Raw genomic sequence first — 17,738 nt, 5'->3', positions numbered from 1 at the left:
TCAGCGTCGGGTAGCGACCACCGCCTGGCCGATCAACACCAGGTACAGGCTCAGGATGAACAGTACGGCGGGCACCACAGGGTATTCCGCATCGTCCGAACGCCGGAACCGCCATGCCCCCACTGCGGGAATCAGGAGCAGTGCCAGCGGAATCCAGCCGATCACCACCGCCGCACCACCAAGGGTCCACGGCTGCACCACCGCGACCTCACACACCACCGCCACCACGGCGAACAGCATCGAGGCGGCGGCACTCCCGTTCGGGCCCAGCGCATTCGAATACAGGAGTTCACCGGGACGGTTGATCCTGGAGGTCTTGCGCGCGAACTCGAACTGCAGGAATGCGCCCGCGAAGACGACCGCAACCAGCGCCGTCCGCCACCGCCCGCCCACCTCACCGGTATCGATGGCCGAGAGCACCACATAGGCGGTCACCAAGAGCTGCACCGGATACGTCACCACGAGATTCAGCAGAATATTCGTGCGCACCGCCTCCGACAGCCGCTCCAGCCCCCACAGCAGTAGCCCGTAACCGAGCACGCCGGCGATCATGAGTGCCGACCCGATCGACAACAGCAGACTCGCGGCGATCGATCCGAAGGCTATGGCCCCCATCGCCATACGCAACTCGGCAGCGCTGACCGCCCCGGTGACCAGCGGCCGCTCCGGATTGTGCACGCGGTCGTACTCCAGATCCTTCTGCTCGTCGACCATGCGCAGATACAGCAGTACGACCGCCACGATCGCGATGCGCCCGACTGTCGCGCCGGTCGGGTGCCAGGGTGTATCCGGTCGCGATACCAGCGCGGCCGTGCCCTCGAGCGCCAGCACCCACAGCACGCCGTAGAGCAGATAGTGCGGCTTGTACATCACCTTGGTGAACCGGCCGATCCGCCCGGCGGATACGAAAAAGGCCGGGCGGAAGGCGGTTTCGACAACTCCGGTCACGACAGCTGCTCCCGCGGCATCGGCTCGCCCCACCCGTCCCAGCCGGTGAGCCCGGCCGCGGGTGTGCGGCGGCGAGCCGGTGTGTCCGAGCCCGGCAGCAGATGCGCCACCGGTACCAGCGCCACCTGGGTGGCCTCCTCGAAGGGAATGCCGAGCACCTCGCCGACCTCCCGCTCGTAGGCCAGATGCGCGGTGGTCATGGTGGATCCGAGGCCGCGCTCGCGCAGGGCCAGCATGAAGTTCCAGACTGCCGGGTAGAGGGACCCGTAGAAGCTGGCCAGCCGCAACGGCGTCGGCTCCGCGGGCGGGCGACCCAGCGCACAGACCAGGACCAGCGCGGGGACCTCGTGCAGATGCTCGGCCAGATAGCGGCCGGAAGCCAGGTCCGCCAGCTGATCCGGGCGCGGCGTGCGACCGGAGAGATTGGCGGCGAACCCCTTCCGATAGTGCTCCGCGATCCGCTGCTTGAGTTCCGCGTCCTGCACCACCACGAAGCGCCACGGCTGGCGATTGGTGCCGCTCGGCGCGTGCACCGCGATCTCCAGGCACTCCAGCAGATCCTGCCGCGACACCGGCCGGCTCAGATCCAGCCGCCGCCGGAAGGCGCGGGTGGTGGTCAGCAGATCGATACCCATCAGACCGCCTTCGCATCGGAATCTGATGCGCTCCCGGCGAATTCGAGATCGATCCGCGAGGCCACCGCACCCTTCTGATGAATCTCGCACCGCACGACGGTGGTGTCGACGCCCGCGTCGGTGATCGTCGCGATGCATTCGGCGGGACGGTCGAGTTCCACGAAGTGGTTGAAAGTGCTTGTCACACTCACCAATCGGCGCAGTTCGGGCTGGATGGCGCCGAGCGCGACCTGCCGGCTCGCCTCGATGAGCAGATTGCCGGGCACATGATCGAGCTGATGGTCGAACAGGATCGGATGCGTGGTGTCGGCGACCAGTGCGGCACGGGTCACGCCATCGCTGGACTCGGGCGGTCCGATCACCACATTGCGCCAGTTCTCCCGGCCGACGAGCGCGGCGGGTGCACGTTCCCCGATATCGAGCGCTCCCTCGAAAGCCCCGAGCCCCAGCTGTTTCCGGAAGCCACCGCGAATGGCGCCCCACTGCTGCGGGCTGACCCAGGAGAACGAGCCGTCGACCGTGGTCATCGGCACGCCGCCGCTGCTGATATCGAGCACCAGGTCCAGGCCCTGCAGATCATCACCCCGGTAGTGGGTGCGCAGCGCCCGCACCTGCATCTCCAGATCCGCAGGGGCCGTGCCGATATCCCAGGCCGTGGTATCGGCCCCGGTGCCGTTGAAGGTGCGCACCAGGAAGGCGCGGTCGGTGGGCACGCCGTAGAACTCGTGGGTCACCGCGATGGACGCCTGCCGGGCGGCCTCCATCACCGCCACCAGATCGTGCCGCAGACCCATCGCACCGGCGTGATCGCCGTAATGGGCGTGCATACGCGGCAATTGCGCGCCGACGATGAAGGTATCGGGGGCGACGGCGTCCAGCGAGGTCACGAATACCTCCGACACGGAGTGCCGGTGCGCCAGGGTGCGGGGAATGGTGCGGACGTGCGTGGCTGTCACGGCTTGAATGTGCATCAGGGTCGACCTTCCAACCAATCTTTCGCGCCGATGGGCCGCAGTGTCTGCGACTGCGACCCGACGCGCATGGGAAATACGTAGGAACCGAGCACGATTGCCGACCAGGCGTCCAACTCCCGGCCGGCGGCCATGGCCGCCGCCAGCCGCTCGGCGCACTCCGCATCGGATTCCGCTGCCACGGAACCGAGTTCGGTGTACAGCCGAGCGAAGGCAGCATCCCGATCGAAGCTGCGCTCGGGCACCCCGCTGTACAGCTCGCGCGCGAGTTCGGCCGCGGCGGCGGACCTGTCGATGCCGGTGACCGCCCGGGTGAGCACCTGTGCCCTGGTCCGCTCGTCGAAGTAGATGGCGAGCTCGCGCAGCACATCGGCCGGATCATCGGGCGAATGCACAAGATTCAGCAAATAGTTGTTCCGCCCCAGCACGTACCGCAGATCGCCCGGACGGCGTTTGCGGGGATCCGTCGCGCCCTTCGCCTCCGCGAGCCGGACCGGGACCGGGAGCTCGCCGTCGGCGCCGTGCACGACCAGCAGGAGCACTTCGGAAATGCCCACCAGCAGGTCGGCCAGGCGACGCCGCTCCGGCGAGGCGATATTCCACGCGAAGTACCACAGCGCACGGGCCAGATGCCGGTCCACCGCGACACGGTGGGCCGAGACCACCCGGAAGCCATTGCCGGACAGCCATTCCAGCGTCGGCTCGACCGCCCGGGCGACAATGGCATCGGGCTTGAGCAGCAGCAGCGAGTGCTCCCGGGCGAAGGTGGTGGCATCGAGGCCGAGGCGCTCGAGCTGATCGACCGTCTCCAGTACATAGGTGTCGCCCAGATAGGCGTCGACCTTCGCCTCGGACGGCGTCAGCTCCGACAGCAGTTTGCGTACCGGATCGCCGGTCATACCGCACCGCCGATCGTGGTGCGCGCCAGCATGTCCTCGATCGACAGCAGCGGTGTGCCGAGGTAGCCCGATTCCAGGCAGTGATCCAGGAGCACGCGCAGGTACTCCTTGCCGGTGGGCGGCGAGGGCCTGCCGAGCACCTCGTCGGCGACCGTGGTCTCGAAGTGCAGGCGGCGCTTGAAGTAACTGGTGTAGAGGATGCCGATACGCAGGTAGTACTCACGCTCGATCGCCTCCAGATCCTCGGGGCGGAACGTCGTCTCCGGTACGAAGGTGGCCACGTCGAAGGACGGATACTCCGCGAGCACATCGGAGACCTCGCGCAGCGACAGGGTGTCCCGGCCCACAGCGTGCAGAGTGCGACCGGCCGCTGCCTCGAAATCGACTGCGGCGGCGGTGATCACCTCCGCGACATAATCGACCGGCGCGAGCGAGAGCGTCGCGTCGTAGCGGCCGGGCAGAGTGCGCAGTTTGCCCTCGACCATGAGCTTGACGACGGTGTAGAGGTTCTTGTACTCGCGAATCACGCCGGTGACGACATCACCGGTGACGATCCCCGGCCGCACGATCGCCCAGCGCAGGCCCCGCTCCCCCGCCGTCCGCACCAGGTGCTCGGCACGAAACTTGCTCTCCTCGTAGCCATTTCCGAAGGACTGACCGGGGGCCGCCTCGCCCTCTTCGATGGCGCCGCCGCGCAGCCCGCACACATAGGCGGTGCTGACATGCACCAGCGGTACGCCCCACTCCAGCGCGAGTTCGACAGCGTGCGCGGTGCCGCGCACATTCAGCTCCTCGTAGGCCTCCGGCGTGGCATCGAAGGCGGTGGTCGCGGCCGAGTGCACGATCAAGCCCACCCGGTCGGCGAGTTCGGCCGCATCCTCCACCGAGAGCCCGAAGCGCGGGGCCCGGATATCACCTGTCACCCGCCGCTCGGCCGCCACCGGGGTGCCGTCATTGCGCGTGATCACCGAATTGCTGTGCACCACAGCGGCAACCGGTCGCCCGGCCGCCTTCAGCCGGGCCACCACCTCGCCGCCGACCAGACCGCTCGCACCGGTCACCAGCACCAGGTCGCGGGTACTCATGCGGCCTCCGTCCGGGCCACCAGGTCGATGACCTGACCCACGCGCAAGACGCCCCTCAGATCCTCCGGCCGGTACCTGGGCAATCCGAACGACCGCTCCAGCACCACGGTCAGCTCCATCAGCCGGAGCGAGTCGTAGCCGAGGTCCTCGATGAGGCGCTGAGTATCGGCGAGTTCGGCCGGCGGTTGCGGCGCCATGGCTGTGACAATGTCGCGGATGCGTGCGGCGACAGCGGGTTCGGCGGTCATGAGTGCTCGCTTTCGCGTAGATGAGGCTGGTGTCCACCACTGGCCAGCAGGTCGCGGGTCTCGTCCAGGGGCAGATCGGTATTCAGATAGCCCGCTATGCGCAGCCAGTCGTGGCCGATGGCGAGGGTGCGCTGCCATTGCTCGCGGGAGTCGAACGAGGCCGGAAAACCGGTGGTGGAATCGGGTTCTCCGGCAATCCGGCGCACCAGGGCGACGAAGTCGTCGAGTGTGGTCAGGCCCTCCAGCGGATCGCCCTCGGTGCGCAGGATCTCCGAGAAGCACACTTGCCGAGCCGATTCCAGCTGGGCCAACAGACCGTCCCGCTGTGCCGCATGCGCGGGCAGTAGACGACGCATCGTCTCGATCGGGGCGACGTCGGCGGGCAGGGGATGAATGCCGAAGGCGGACAGCACCACTCGAACGCTCATGGCGATGAGACGATGCGCCGCGATATCGGCGACCGCGCCCTGTGCGCCCTTGATCGCGCCCACCAGGTCTTCCCTGGCGTTCTCCAGCACCACGTTGGACCACACCAGATTCAGGCCGCATTCGGTGAATCTGGTCGCCGACAGCGGTACCAGCGTGGCGAACCCACTCTCGCGTGCCGCACCCGTCTGCCCCAGCGCGGGTGCCAGCGCACTCGGCACCGGTGTGTAGGGACGCAGCGGCTTGCACATGCCCAGGGCGGGCTCGAGGACATCCGCACCGCGCCACTGCAGGCCGACCAGGCCGAGATGAACGAATTCGGCCAGCGCGCCGCCGATCTCGCGTGGCGAGCGGGCGAGCACATCACGCACCGAATGCCGGAAGACCACCGACCGCCAGGCGCGAGCGGCCTCGTCGGAGAGGACGAATACCTCTCGGTCACCGCGCAGCACGTGCAGGCGGCCACCGATGGACCAGGTCGTCACACCGGAGCTGCGCGCGAACAGGACCTGATGCGGGTCATCGGCGATCTCCTCGACGCCGAGCGCGGAGGCCAGCGCCAGCAGCTCTTCCCAGCGGGACTGCTCCTGCGGGCCGGTCGCAGGCCAGGTTCCCGGATCGGCGATCGCGCGATACCGGTCCACCAGTTCGCCGGAGCCGATCCGATCGAGTTGTTCGGGCAGCCATTTGGTCTCGATATAGCTCTCGCCGTGGCGTGCCGCCCAGCCCTTCATGGCCTGCTGCAGGCCGTCGCACGCCCATTCGACCGCCTCAGCCTGTGATCCGAAGGCCCGCAACGCGATCGAGAAACGCAATGCCTGCACCGCGCGTGCGGTCCACCAGGCCGCCGCCACCGCGAGGAAATCGGGGTGGGAAATCAGCGCGCGCAGCGCCGCGAGATCGACCGCCCCCTCCCGGAGCACCGTGGCGCGCAGGAACCGCTGGCAACGATTGAGCAGATCCTCGCTCGGCTCCACCGCGACCTGCGTCAACTGCCGCCGCAGCTGCGCGACCGATCGCGTGCGCACCTCCACGCGGCGACCGTCGAGGAACAGCACGGTCGGCAGCGTCGGCAGCTCCTCCGCGCCCGGCGCGACCACGAGGAAGTCGATATCGGAGCCCACATTGCCGAATCCCTCGGCGAGCGAACCCTCGAACAGCACCGCCGCATCGTCCGGCACCGCGACGACATCGAGCGCCGATTCCAGCAGCTGCCGCAACCGGTGCTCGGGCAGGCCGGACTCGGCGGCAGGCGCGGCCTCGGCATCGTGCAGCACCGCACCGGCGAGCGCCCCGTCACGCAGCAGCTGCCACATGTGGCGGCGGCGCGGCTTTCCGCTCGAGGTGCGGCGGATCAATCCGCGCGGGCCGGTGACGATGTGCACGGTCTGCGCGGGACCGAGGTGCCCGCGAATAATCTTGCGGGCCTCCGCGATCCATTCGCCCGCCGCGGTCTCGGCGAACAGCGCGATGCCCTGCTCCCCCGGGGTACTGATACCCACCGCGGCGAGCTTGCCCTTGGTCAGCCCCGTTTCCTGGGCGACGCGGGATTCGATGTCCTCCATGAAGACCGAGCGGCCGCGCACCTTGAGGCTGGAGCCCATGCGCCCGAGGACGAAAACCTGATCGCGGTAGCGGAATCCGGCATCCCCGGAGTAGAGCTTGCCGTCGGTGATGTGGGTCGAGGAACCCGCGCCGGGTGCGCCCGAGTATCCCAGCGCCACCGACCCGCCGGTCACGACCATTTCACCGAGTACGCCGTCGGGTAGTTCACGGCCCTCGTCATCGACGACGGTGACCGTCGATTCGGCGGTCGAATATCCGAGCCCGGTGATCCAGCCCGCCCCGAAAACGCGGTGCGTATCGTCGAGCTGCGCCTCCTCCAGGATCGGAACCGGCTCTCCGAAGCGGAGGCTCGGATTGTCGACGCGCAGCGCGGTGATCGGGCTGCGGGTGTGCGAGGAGGTCACCATGAGCGTGGCCTCGGCGAGGCCGTACGCCAGGGTGTACGACCCCATCGAAAACCCGCGCGGCCCGGTGAGATTCGCGAAGGACTGCAGATCCGATACCTCGACCGGTTCCGAGCCGATGGCCAGCGTGCGCCATCCGGACAGGTCCAGATCGGCGATCTCCTCCGGCCGGACCCGATGCGCCACATACCCGAGCGCGAAGGACGGCGACGGCGAGTGCTGCGCATGCGCCATGGCCCGCAGCCAGCGTGCGGGATCACGCACGAACTGATCGGGGCGCATGAGGTAGAGATCGCCCTGATTGGTCACCGTGGTGAGGAAGGCGCCCACCAAACCCATATCGTGATAGAGCGGCAGCCACGACACCAAGGCTTCACCGGGCCGCCAATCGATCAGCCGGGAGATCATCGCGATATTGTTCGCCAGGTTTCGCCAGCTCACCCGGACGCCGCGGGGCGTTCCGGTGGAGCCGGAGGTGAACTGCAGCAGCGAAACCTCCGCCGGGACACCGAATTCCCGTGCGCCGGAGGCCGGTTCGAGCTGCTTCGGGTCGATCACCAGCGGCTCGTCGGCACGGCCGGCTTCGATCGCCGCACGCCGCACGAACTGCTCGAATTCCGGTGAGGTCACCACCAGCCGCGGTGTGGCCTGCCGCAGAATGCCCGCGATATGGGCGACGATCTCGTCCAGATCGCCGAAGATGGGCGGCGCGACCGGCGTGAAGATGCCACCGCATGCCCACACGGCGTAAAAGGCCGCCACACAGGGGAACCCGGTCGGCATGATGACGCAGGCGCCGTCACCGCTGCCGAGACCGTGCACACGCATGAGCGCGGCGATGGACCAGGTCTGGTCGGCCAGTTCGCGATAACTGCGGAACTCCCATCCGTCGGCCTCGTCGGCCAGGTGGATTCCGGTCGACTCCGACGGGCTCGCGAGCCAATCCCGAATCGCCGCAATATCTTCAGAGAGTTTCATCAGGCTGATCTCCTTCGGACAGCACGGTGACCGTGCCGTTGATGCCGTCGACGCGAATTCGCATACCGGTCCGCAGACGCGTGGCGGCATCCTTGACCTGAACCACGGTGGGCACGCCCAATTCCCGCGCCACAATGGCCACATGGGTCAGCGGGCTGCCCCGCTCGATCACCAGCGCCGTCGCGGACGGCAGTGCGGCCACCCACCCGGGGTCGGTGCGATAGGCGACCAGAATGCCGCCCGCCACATCGCGGGGCTCGTCCACCACCACGGCCGGTCCTTCGACAATGCCCGCGGCCGAAGGTGTTCCGGTCAGCACCGTGCCCACGGTGGCCGCTGCGGTGGTGGTGAGCGGCACCCAGCCCTGTTCGGCCAGCTCCGCACGCCCCAGCGCCGGGCCGAGAGTCCGGAATCTCGCGGGCGCGACCAGTGCGGAATCCTTCGCCCGCAGCACCTTCCGCGCGGCGACCAGGGCGCGCAGCGTCGTGGTGTCCTCGCCCTCGTAGCAGCCGCGCATTTCGCTGTTGGTCAGGTAGAACACGTCGGCGAACTCGTCGAGCACACCGCGCGCCACCAGATCCCGGCCCATCACCCGGATCATGCGCTTGACCATGCCGAAGGCGCGGGTGCGGCAGAAGCGCAGCCGCTCGCGGTGCGCGGCGCAGCGAGAGGCCTTGGCGCGCAGTCGTTCATAGATCCGCCGCCGCGGACCGCGCAGGTTCGCGTCGAGGTAGGCGTCCGCCTCGGCGGACCGGCTCGCGGTGGCGGCATCGCCGACCCGGCCCGAGGCACTGCGCAGCATGACGAACAGGCTGGCCGGATCCTCGCGCAGGTCGGGGGTTTCCAGCTTGAGCTCGTCCAGGCTGCGATAGCCGTACAGGTTGATGTAATCGTTCACCCGCGACAGGAACTCCGTGCGATCGGAATTCTGCAGTTCGGCGTAGATCTGTTCCGGTGCACTGGAATTGATGAGCGTCGTCAACTCCGGATCGGCGCGGACGAGCTGTGCCAGCTCCGTCATGGCGCGCGCGGGATCGGCGGATTCGACATCGGCGCCCGGGCCCACCACCGCATACAGGAACCATTCCGGCGCCTTGGGCAGGAAGAGTTTGGTGAGCAGGAACACGGCCCCGGTGAGGGTCAGCAGGATGGCGTCGAGCACCATGAGCGGGCCCCAGCGCTCGACCAGGTCCCGATCCACCGTGCGGTAGGCCGCGTAGGCCTGTTCGCCGGTCAGCTCGGTGTAGTCCAGGGCATCGTATTCGTCGTAGACCCGATAGAACTCGGTGACGAACTGCTCGACCATGGCATCGATCCCGCGTAGCCGCCGCACGTAGATCGCCGTGGTGATCGCGCGCGAGCGCAATCGGGCGGTGCGACTGCGGAATACGAACGGCCGCAGGGTCTTCGCAATATCGTCGGCCAGGGGTTCGTCCACACCGAGTGCGGCCTCGAGCACTTTGCGATTGAGCGGATACCCCGGCGCGATGCCGACCATCCGATACCAGTGCAGCAGGTTGTAGTACACGCGACTGTGAAAGCTGCCCAGCAGCACCGAGGTCCACGCGTCGGTCTGCCGCTGCTGTTCGTCCGGGACGCCCAGCGAGGCCGCATAACCGCGATACACCCGGCCGTAGATATCGGCGGCCGTGGTGTATGTGAGCGGCGAGGTGACGCCGCTGAAGCTCTCGATAATATTGGAGTTGTCCCAGATTCGCAGCTCACCGGCCGGAATCTCCTCCCCCGCACCGCGCAACTCCACGGTCCGCCCGAGCGGTGCCGCCGCGCCGAGGGTGGTGATCGGCCGTGACTGCAATACCCATATGCCGATATCGTCGATGGCCCATTCGATGTCCTGCGGTGCACCGCAGTGGGATTCGAGTTTGCGGCCGATCTCGGTCAGCTCGGCGAGCTCGGCATCGGTGAGCACCGCCTGCCCGCGTGCCTCCGCCTCGACCTCGCGCACCTCCCAGCCCTGCTCGCCCGCGGGGTCGTAGCGAGAATCCTTATCGCCCAGCACAACCTCCAGCATCGCGCCGCTGACCTTGTCGACGATCACCGAATCCGCGTCGACCGCACCGGAAACCAGGCCCTCTCCGAGCCCGTACACGGCGCTGATCACGGCCTCGTCGCGCGCTCCGGTCGCCGGATTCGCGGTGAACACCACACCGCTGGCCCGCGCCGCCACCAGGCGCTGCAGCAGCACCGCCGGCGCGGCGGCACGGGGCAGCTTCCGCGCGAAGGCGTAGCGGACGGCCCGCTCGGAGAATGCCGAGGCCCAGCAGTCGCGCACCCGTTCGACGATCGCCGGTACGCCCCGGACGTTGAGATACGTATCGAACTGTCCCGCATAGGAATTGCCCGCGCCGTCCTCGGCGAGCATCGAGGAGCGCACCGCGATCGGGCCGTCGCCCAGTCGCGCACCCGCGGTCGCGATCAGCTCCCGCACCACCTCCGGCACCGGCGCGGCCACCAGCTCGGCACGCAGCTCCCCGGCGCGCACCACCGCCTGCTCCACATCGGCTATCTCGGCGAATTCCGCTACCGCCGTGGACAATCCACCTTCACCGAGAAACCCGTCGTACACATCCCGGCCGAGCACCACCCACTCCGGCACCCGCACACCACTGCTCTGCACCCCGTACAACCCGCGCGCCTTTCCACCCGCGAGCTCATCGATCACCACCGAATCGGACCACGGACCAAGCACCTGCACTAGAGCTCTCCCATCACCCCCGACCGGAGCCGCAGTGTCGGCACACAGCCCGGCGGGGAGCCGAACAAGATCGAAGGACTCTCTTTGAATAGTGCATGTTTCAAATGTGTGCCAGCCCACAATTCCTGGGTGTTTGCATCAAGCGGAAACTGAATGCCACACCGCCTCTGACCTTTGCCGATGTAGACGGCCTCGACCCACTTCCGTCCCAGACAATTTCCGTGATTCGAGAATTCGGCACGCACGGCAAACCACCCTGTTCACCAGACAGCCGGCGCCGCTGAATTCGTCGCCTTCCCACTGTGCGCGGTGCGCGCCGTGGCGATCGGAGGCCGAGCAGGCGACGGTCACGGCGGTGCCGCAGCACCTGGCGCTGGTGCGCCGCGCTGCGGCTGGGCGTGCCGGACGTCACGACACCGTTCCACGGCCGCGCAGACCTCACCTTGCCGCGCACTGGAGACTCGGCGAAATGGTCACGCTGCGTGGACGAATCGAGCCCACGCTGCTCGCGCGACCGCAGCCGCGCCGGCCGCGAATCTCATTTGACGGTGGCGCGGGCTCCGGCGGTCTCCAGTTTGAATCGCGCGGTTTCGGCGGCGTCTCGGCTGAGGCCCTCGAGGACCTGTTTGGGCGCGGACTCGACCAGATCCTTCGCCTCCTTCAGGCCCAGGCCGGGGATGATCTCCCGAATGGCCTTGATGACCTGAATCTTCTTGTCCCCGAAGGATTCCAAGATCACATCGAATTCGGTTCGCTCATCGGCGACCTCGTCCACGGGAGCGGACGTGTCCGCCGCGACTGCCACCGGCGCGGCGGCGGTGACGCCGAACTGTTCTTCGAATGCCTTGACGAACCCCGAAAGCTCCAGCAGCGTCATGCCTTTGAAGACGTCCAGCAACTCGTCGACGGTCATCTTGGCCATGATGCACCCCTTATAACGCTGACCAGGCGGTACATCCATCATATGCGCGTTCGGCGGGTGGCAGCCGCGCGCGCAGGCCTCAGTTCTGCGGCGAAATCAAGGTCGTCAGATACTCGCGCTCGGCGGCGTCCAGTGGCCGGGGAGCACTGTCCGACACGGCCACCAAGGTGGAAGTCGCTGTGAGATACAAGGATTCGGCGTCCCGTATCTCATGCACCAGGGTGAAGGAGCTGTTCCCGATGCGCTCCACCGCCGTGGTCACGGTGACCGGATCGGTGCGAAAGGTCAGCGGGGTGCGGTAACTGAGCCGCTGGCCCGCCACCACCACGCGCCACGGCCCCGCCACCGCTTCGTGCCGGGCGAGCAGATCGGACCGGGCCTCGTCCAGGTATTGCGCGAACACCACATTGTTCAGGTGCTGAAAGGCATCCATATCGGTACGGCGCAGCTGGATGGCGTAGGTGTGCATCAGGCACTCAACTCCTCGAGCATATGGCGTTCGCTGTCCTGCAGCGGCCGAGAGCGCTGCGCGTCCCGATCGAAGGCGACCATGGTGCAGGTGGCGGTCGAATACAGCGCGTCCTCGTCCCGGATCTCCTGCACCAGTGTGAAGGAGGAGGTGCCCACCTTGCTCACCCAGGTCTCCACCCGCACCGGCTGGGCCCGGTACCGCAGCGGCGTCAGATAGTCGATATCCATCTGCGCGACCACGCTCGCCCCGCGGAATCCGCGCGAGCGGAACAGGTCGATCCGGGTTTCCTCCAGGTAGCGGAGGTGGACGGCATTGTGCACATGGCCGTCCGCGTCCATATCGGACCAGCGCAGCGGGCAGAGGAAGAGGTGTCGGGCCACCCGGCATTTCTATCAAGCCGCACTGCGGCGGCTCGGACCGGGCGGTCTCGAAATGGCTCGAATTGCAAGAGTCGTGTCGTTGACGCCATCGGACGGGAGCCGCAGGCTGTAGGCATGCGGATGGTGCTGATGGTCGTCTACGACGGGTTCCAGTTGCTGGATCTGGCCGGGCCCGCCGATGTGTTCACCGCCGCCGCGGCCCTGGGGGCGACGCCGGGCTATCGGGTGGAGGTCGCGGCGACACGAGCCGGGCCGGTGCGCACCTCCAGCGGGGTGGTGGTGACCGCCGAGCACGCACTCGGAGACTGGCACGAACCGGTGGACACCCTGCTCGTCGCCGGCGGGCTGACCTTCTGGACCGCGAGCGCGGATCTCGAACTGGTGGCGGGGATCCGGCGGACGGCAACCTGCGCCGAGCGGGTCGGATCGGTCTGCACGGGCACCTTCCTGCTCGCGCATGCGGGACTGCTCGACGGACGCCGGGCGACCACGCACTGGTCCGGGGGAGAACTGCTGGCGGAGCAGTTTCCTTCGGTGACAACGGAACCCGATCGGATCTATGTCCGCGACGGACCCATCTGGACATCTGCCGGGGTGACCGCCGGGATCGATCTCGCCCTCGCCATCGTGGCCGCCGACCACGGGCCCGATCTGGCGCGTGAGGTCGCGCGCTGGCTGGTCGTCTATCTGCACCGGCCCGGCGGGCAGAGTCAGTTCAGCGCACCGCTCGCCGCGAATCCGCCGAAGCGGAATTCGCTTCGCACCCTGCAGGTCTGGATGGAGGACCATCTCAGCGCCGATCTGTCCCTCGCGGGGCTGGCAGAGCAGGCCGGAATGAGCACCCGGCATTTCTCCCGGGTCTTCGTGAGCGAGACCGGAACCACCCCGGCCCGCTATGTCGAACAGGTGCGCATCGGTGCGGCACGGCGACTGCTCGAAACCACCGATCAACCCATGGATCGGGTCGCAGCCGCCGTCGGACTGGGCAGTCCGGAGACCCTCTACCGAATCTTTCACCGCCACTTGGGCATACCGCCCGGCGAATATCGCGCCCGCTTCACCCGCTTCTGAAAGAAAGAGTGCCCCATGACCTTCCAAATCGCCATTGTGCTGTACCCCGGCATGACAGTCCTGGACGCGATCGGACCCTATGAGGTGCTGCGCTCGCTGCCCGACAGCGAATTGCGGTTCGTCTCCAATGAAGTCGGGCCGATCGTGTCCGACAGCGGCGTGCTGGTCCTGGGCGCGACACACACCTTCGCGGAAACACCGGCACCCGATCTGGTGCTGGTGGGCGGCTCGGGGACCGCGACGACCGAGGCCATGGCCAATCGGGAGCTCATCGATTGGCTGCGCAGCGTGCATCCGAAAACGCAGTGGACCACCTCGGTGTGCACCGGTTCGATGATCTTGGCGGCGGCGGACATCCTGCGGGGCCACCCGGCTACCTCGCACTGGTCGGCGCAGCCGATGCTGGCCGCCTTCGGCGCGGAATCGCGACCGCACGAGCGGATCGTGCGCAGCGGCAAGATCGTCACCGCCGCAGGCGTTTCCGCCGGCATCGATTTGGGGCTGTGGCTGGTCGGCGAGATCGCCGGAACCGAAGCCGCGCAGATGGTGCAGCTGGGCATCGAATACGACCCGCAGCCGCCGTTCGACACCGGTCATCCGGACAAGGCCTCCGCCGAGCTGCTGCGCAAGACCCGTCTGGAGATGACCAAAATCGCTGCCAGGCCACGAATCCCACTCGATGTCGCCACTGTCTTCTGGAATCTCACGCTCAATCGCGTGCGCGAACGCGGGTTCGCGCGGCGCTGAATTGCCCTAGCGTCGAGCTGAATTGCCTAGCGTCGAGCTGAATTGCCGTAGCGTCGAGGTGTGAGCGAACTGCTCGATGCCTGGTTCTTCGCCGATCCGCACCGGTTCTACCGCCGCTGGCGGGAGCAGGGGCCGGTGCGTCGCGTCGATTTCGGTGACGGCCTCGACCGCTGGCTGATTCTCGGATACGACGAGGGCCGGGCGGCGCTGGCCGATCCGCGACTGTGCAAGGACATCAGCCGGTTCGATACCGTGCTGGCGCGCAAACGCCCTGGGGCACGGCGCAATCCGCGGCCGGACACGGTGCTGCGACATATGCTCAATGCCGATCCGCCGGACCACACGCGGTTGCGCAAGGCGGTCGGCAAGGCATTCACGCCGCGGCGGGTGGCGCAGTTGCAGCCGATCATCGAGCAGACCGCGAACGAACTGCTCGATGAGATGGCCGGGCACGATCAGGTCGATCTGCTGGGGGCCTTCGCGGTCCCGCTCCCGGTCACGGTGATCAGCCACCTGCTGGATGTGTCCATCCAGGACCGCGACACCTTCCGCGCCTGGAGCCGGACGCTCGTCGGAACGCCCGATCGCGGCAGCGACCCGGCCCGGGCCTACAGCGAGATCAGCGAGTTCCTGCGAAATATGCTGCGGGACAAGCGCGCATATCCCGGCGATGATCTGCTGTCGACCCTGATCACCGATGACGATGCGCAGCTGAGCGAGCCGGAGATCGTGGGAATGGCCCTGCTACTCCTGGTCGCCGGCCACGAAACCACGGTGAACCTGATCGGCAACGGCACTCTCGCCCTGCTGCACAATCACTCCTGGCTGGAGCGGCTGCGCGCCGATCCGGAGCTGATTCCCGGCGCGATCGAGGAATTCCTGCGCTTCAACGGCCCGGTCGATATGGCGACGCCCCGCTTCACCGTCGAGCCGATCACAGTGGGCGACACCGTCATTCCGGCCGGAGAGATCGTCTACATCGGCCTGGCCGCCGGCAATCGCGACCCCCGCCACTACCCCGACCCGGACGATCTGGACCCCACCGCCGACCGCGCGGGCCACCTCGCTTTCGGCCACGGCATCCACTTCTGCGTCGGCGCTCCCCTGGCCCGCCTGGAGGGCAGGATCGCCTTCACCACTCTGCTCCAGCGCTTCCCGCATCTCAGCCTGGCAGTCGAGGACTCCCGGCTGCGCTGGTATGCGAATCCGGTGATCCACGGGCTCACCGCCTTGCCGGTCCGGCTACAGCCTTAGCGCGTTCATTGCCGGGCGAGGATCGTTGCGGGCGAGCCTGATTCGCTGATCGGTTGCGATCAGAAACGTCACCGGAACCTGTCGGTGGGGCGACTTACGCTGAATCGGCACGTTTTTGCATTGCCTATCAGCGTAAAGAGTTGATCTTCATGGCTGTATTTGCGATTTACGGGGCCACGGGCCATACCGGCCGCTTGGTCACTGCCGAACTCCTCGCTCGCGGAAAGGATGTCATCGTGTCCGGGCGAGATCCGGACGCACTTGCCGGATTGGGCCGGGCCCGGGCGATGGCCGCGCCACTCGATGATCCCGGGGCGCTCCGAGCACTCGCCGAGGCCGCCGATGTGCTCATTCACTGCGCGGGGCCCTTCGCCACCACCGGTTTGCCGGTCGCCACCGCCGCGGTCGACGGCGGTTGTCACTACATCGATCACTCCGTCGAAGTGCACTATGTGAAGCAGCTTTTCGACACCTTCCCCGAGCGAGCACAGCGCGCCGGAATCACCATGCTGCCCAGCGTGAGTTTCTACGGCGGGCTGGGTGATCTGCTGGCGGGCGCGGTCGCGCGGAATATGTCCGATATCGACCGCGTCACCGTGGCCTACGCGGTGCACAACTGGAAGATGACGCACGGGGCGGTGGAAACGGCCCGGCTGCTGTTCGCCGATACCGACCGCATCGGATTCGAGGACGGCGCACCGCGGTTCGGATTCGTGGAACCGCGCAATGCGATCTTCGCCTTCCCGCCGCCGGTCGGGCCGCGCGCCATGATCGCCCCGGTGCCGTTCCCGGAAGCGGTCACCGTGCCCCGGCATGTGCGCACCCGCGCGGTGGAGGCCCAGCTCACCGCCCGCACCTTCGAGGAGGAGCAGGCGTTCAGCAGTGAGAACCCGCCGCCGACGAGCGGGCCGCGAGTGAATTCACCATTACCGCACAGGTTCTGGGGGCGCACGGTGCGGCGGCCGGAAATCTGCGCGGGCGCGATCTGTGGCTGGCCGCCGCACTGACCTCGGTCGAGGCCGCGGTCCGGCTCACGGAGGGCGCGGCCAAGAGCGGAGTGGCAAGTCCCGGTGAGGCTTTCGACTCGACGGAATTCCTGACCACCCTCGCCGACCGCGGCGTGTTCACCCTCGAACTACCGGAACAGCGGTGAGCGGCATGGGTACGGAACCGATCCTCGTCACCGGGGCCGGCGGTGGCAGTCAGGGCGGCACCGGCCGGACCGTCGCCGAAGCGCTGCTGCGGGCGGGCCTTCCGGTGCGTGCGTTCGTGCACCGCGACGATGGCCGTGCCGCCGGGCTGAAGGATCTCGGGGCGGAAATCGTCGTGGGTGATCTCCGCGAGATCACCTCGGTCCTGCCGGCGCTGGAGGGCGTGCGGCGCGCCTACTTCACCTATCCGGTTACCGCCGGAATGCTCGATGCCACAGCGGTTTTCGCGGCTGCGGCACGGGCGAACGAGGTGGAACGGGTGGTCGCGGTCTCCCAGCTCGGCTCGGCACACAATGCGGGCACCCCGCATATGCGCCGGCACTGGGTGGCCGAGCAGGTACTCGATCGTGCGGAGATCGGCGCTGTGCATCTGCGCGCCGCGGTCTTCTTCGAGAACCTGCGCGTGGCCATCGGCGATCGTGGCGAACTGGCGCTGCCACTCGGCTCCGCCGATACCGTGCTGCCGCTGATCGCGGCCGACGATGTCGCCGACGTGGCCGCCGGAGTACTGCGCACGGCGGACCCGGTGGATCCGGTGCTGTGGCTGGCCGGTGAAATCCGCACCACCGGTGCGGCGGCGGCAGCCCTCGGCGTCCCGTACGTCGACGTCGACCCCGAGCGGTGGGCCGAATCCGCCCGGTCGATCTATCGGGACGAGGTCACCGTCGAACACCTCACCCAGCTCTGGACCATGTTCGCCGCCATCGGCTCCGGCCACGAGCTGTTCCAGGTCACCGAATCCATCGAGAGGTACGCCGGTCATCCCCCACGCACCCTGGGGGCAACCGAACGGTAGCCATTGTCC

General features: G+C 67.7%; 16 protein-coding genes. 5 read left to right on the top strand and 11 right to left on the bottom strand.

What is annotated here, in order from left to right; genetic code table 11:
• The 11 genes from OG716_RS02770 to OG716_RS02720 all read right to left on the bottom strand — a co-directional run bounded on the left by OG716_RS02770 (position 1) and on the right by OG716_RS02720 (position 12,650).
• Positions 1–948 (bottom strand): hypothetical protein, encoded by a 948-nt coding sequence (locus tag OG716_RS02770; RefSeq protein WP_405136120.1) that lies wholly within the window; start codon positions 946–948, stop codon positions 1–3.
• The gene (locus OG716_RS02765; RefSeq protein ID WP_405136119.1) at positions 945–1,583 is read right to left on the bottom strand and encodes a nitroreductase family protein; all 639 of its coding nucleotides are present in this window, start codon (positions 1,581–1,583) and stop codon (positions 945–947) included. Before OG716_RS02765 ends, OG716_RS02770 begins: the two co-directional genes overlap by 4 nt.
• Positions 1,583–2,539 carry a ScbA/BarX family gamma-butyrolactone biosynthesis protein gene (locus OG716_RS02760; RefSeq protein ID WP_405136118.1) on the bottom strand — a complete coding sequence of 319 codons (957 nt, stop codon included), beginning with the start codon at positions 2,537–2,539 and terminating at the stop codon, positions 1,583–1,585. Before OG716_RS02760 ends, OG716_RS02765 begins: the two co-directional genes overlap by 1 nt.
• Positions 2,540–2,553: 14 nt before the next feature.
• Positions 2,554–3,453 (bottom strand): nucleoside-diphosphate kinase, encoded by a 900-nt coding sequence (locus OG716_RS02755; RefSeq protein WP_405136117.1) that lies wholly within the window; start codon positions 3,451–3,453, stop codon positions 2,554–2,556.
• A complete protein-coding gene (locus tag OG716_RS02750) occupies positions 3,450–4,538 on the bottom strand; it encodes an SDR family oxidoreductase (protein WP_405136116.1) in 1,089 nt (362 codons plus the stop codon). The genes OG716_RS02755 and OG716_RS02750 overlap by 4 nt, the downstream gene beginning before the upstream one ends.
• Positions 4,535–4,786 (bottom strand): acyl carrier protein, encoded by a 252-nt coding sequence (locus tag OG716_RS02745; RefSeq protein WP_405136115.1) that lies wholly within the window; start codon positions 4,784–4,786, stop codon positions 4,535–4,537. The genes OG716_RS02750 and OG716_RS02745 overlap by 4 nt, the downstream gene beginning before the upstream one ends.
• A complete protein-coding gene (locus OG716_RS02740; RefSeq protein WP_405136114.1) occupies positions 4,783–8,160 on the bottom strand; it encodes an AMP-binding protein in 3,378 nt (1,125 codons plus the stop codon). The genes OG716_RS02745 and OG716_RS02740 overlap by 4 nt, the downstream gene beginning before the upstream one ends.
• Positions 8,147–10,876: a phosphoenolpyruvate synthase gene (locus tag OG716_RS02735; RefSeq protein ID WP_405136113.1), complete on the bottom strand. Its 2,730-nt coding sequence runs from the start codon at positions 10,874–10,876 to the stop codon at positions 8,147–8,149. Before OG716_RS02735 ends, OG716_RS02740 begins: the two co-directional genes overlap by 14 nt.
• A gap of 538 nt (positions 10,877–11,414) precedes the next feature.
• Positions 11,415–11,798: a 50S ribosomal protein L7/L12 gene (gene rplL / locus OG716_RS02730; protein ID WP_405136112.1), complete on the bottom strand. Its 384-nt coding sequence runs from the start codon at positions 11,796–11,798 to the stop codon at positions 11,415–11,417.
• 79 nt (positions 11,799–11,877) lie between these two features.
• Positions 11,878–12,267, bottom strand: a complete 390-nt coding sequence (locus tag OG716_RS02725) for a thioesterase family protein (protein WP_355126054.1) — start codon at positions 12,265–12,267, stop codon at positions 11,878–11,880.
• Positions 12,267–12,650: a thioesterase family protein gene (locus OG716_RS02720; protein WP_355126052.1), complete on the bottom strand. Its 384-nt coding sequence runs from the start codon at positions 12,648–12,650 to the stop codon at positions 12,267–12,269. Before OG716_RS02720 ends, OG716_RS02725 begins: the two co-directional genes overlap by 1 nt.
• A gap of 114 nt (positions 12,651–12,764) precedes the next feature.
• Here OG716_RS02720 and OG716_RS02715 point away from each other — a divergent pair, with 114 nt between their 5' ends.
• The 5 genes from OG716_RS02715 (at position 12,765) to OG716_RS02695 (ending at position 17,729) form a co-directional block, all read left to right on the top strand.
• Positions 12,765–13,721, top strand: a complete 957-nt coding sequence (locus OG716_RS02715; RefSeq protein WP_405136111.1) for a GlxA family transcriptional regulator — start codon at positions 12,765–12,767, stop codon at positions 13,719–13,721.
• Between the two features lie 15 nt (positions 13,722–13,736).
• Complete coding sequence (locus OG716_RS02710; RefSeq protein WP_405136110.1) at positions 13,737–14,468, top strand: DJ-1/PfpI family protein; 732 nt, start codon at positions 13,737–13,739, stop codon at positions 14,466–14,468.
• A 60-nt stretch (positions 14,469–14,528) separates the two neighbouring features.
• Positions 14,529–15,722 (top strand): cytochrome P450, encoded by a 1,194-nt coding sequence (locus OG716_RS02705; RefSeq protein ID WP_405136109.1) that lies wholly within the window; start codon positions 14,529–14,531, stop codon positions 15,720–15,722.
• A gap of 149 nt (positions 15,723–15,871) precedes the next feature.
• The gene (locus tag OG716_RS02700) at positions 15,872–16,729 is read left to right on the top strand and encodes a saccharopine dehydrogenase NADP-binding domain-containing protein (RefSeq protein WP_405136108.1); all 858 of its coding nucleotides are present in this window, start codon (positions 15,872–15,874) and stop codon (positions 16,727–16,729) included.
• 151 nt (positions 16,730–16,880) lie between these two features.
• The gene (locus OG716_RS02695) at positions 16,881–17,729 is read left to right on the top strand and encodes an NAD(P)H-binding protein (RefSeq protein ID WP_405136107.1); all 849 of its coding nucleotides are present in this window, start codon (positions 16,881–16,883) and stop codon (positions 17,727–17,729) included.
• Positions 17,730–17,738: the final 9 nt, after the last annotated feature.

It is taken from the genome of Nocardia sp. NBC_01388 (genome assembly GCF_045040085.1).
Lineage (GTDB): Bacteria > Actinomycetota > Actinomycetes > Mycobacteriales > Mycobacteriaceae > Nocardia.
This window is presented reverse-complemented; position numbering and strand designations above follow the sequence as displayed.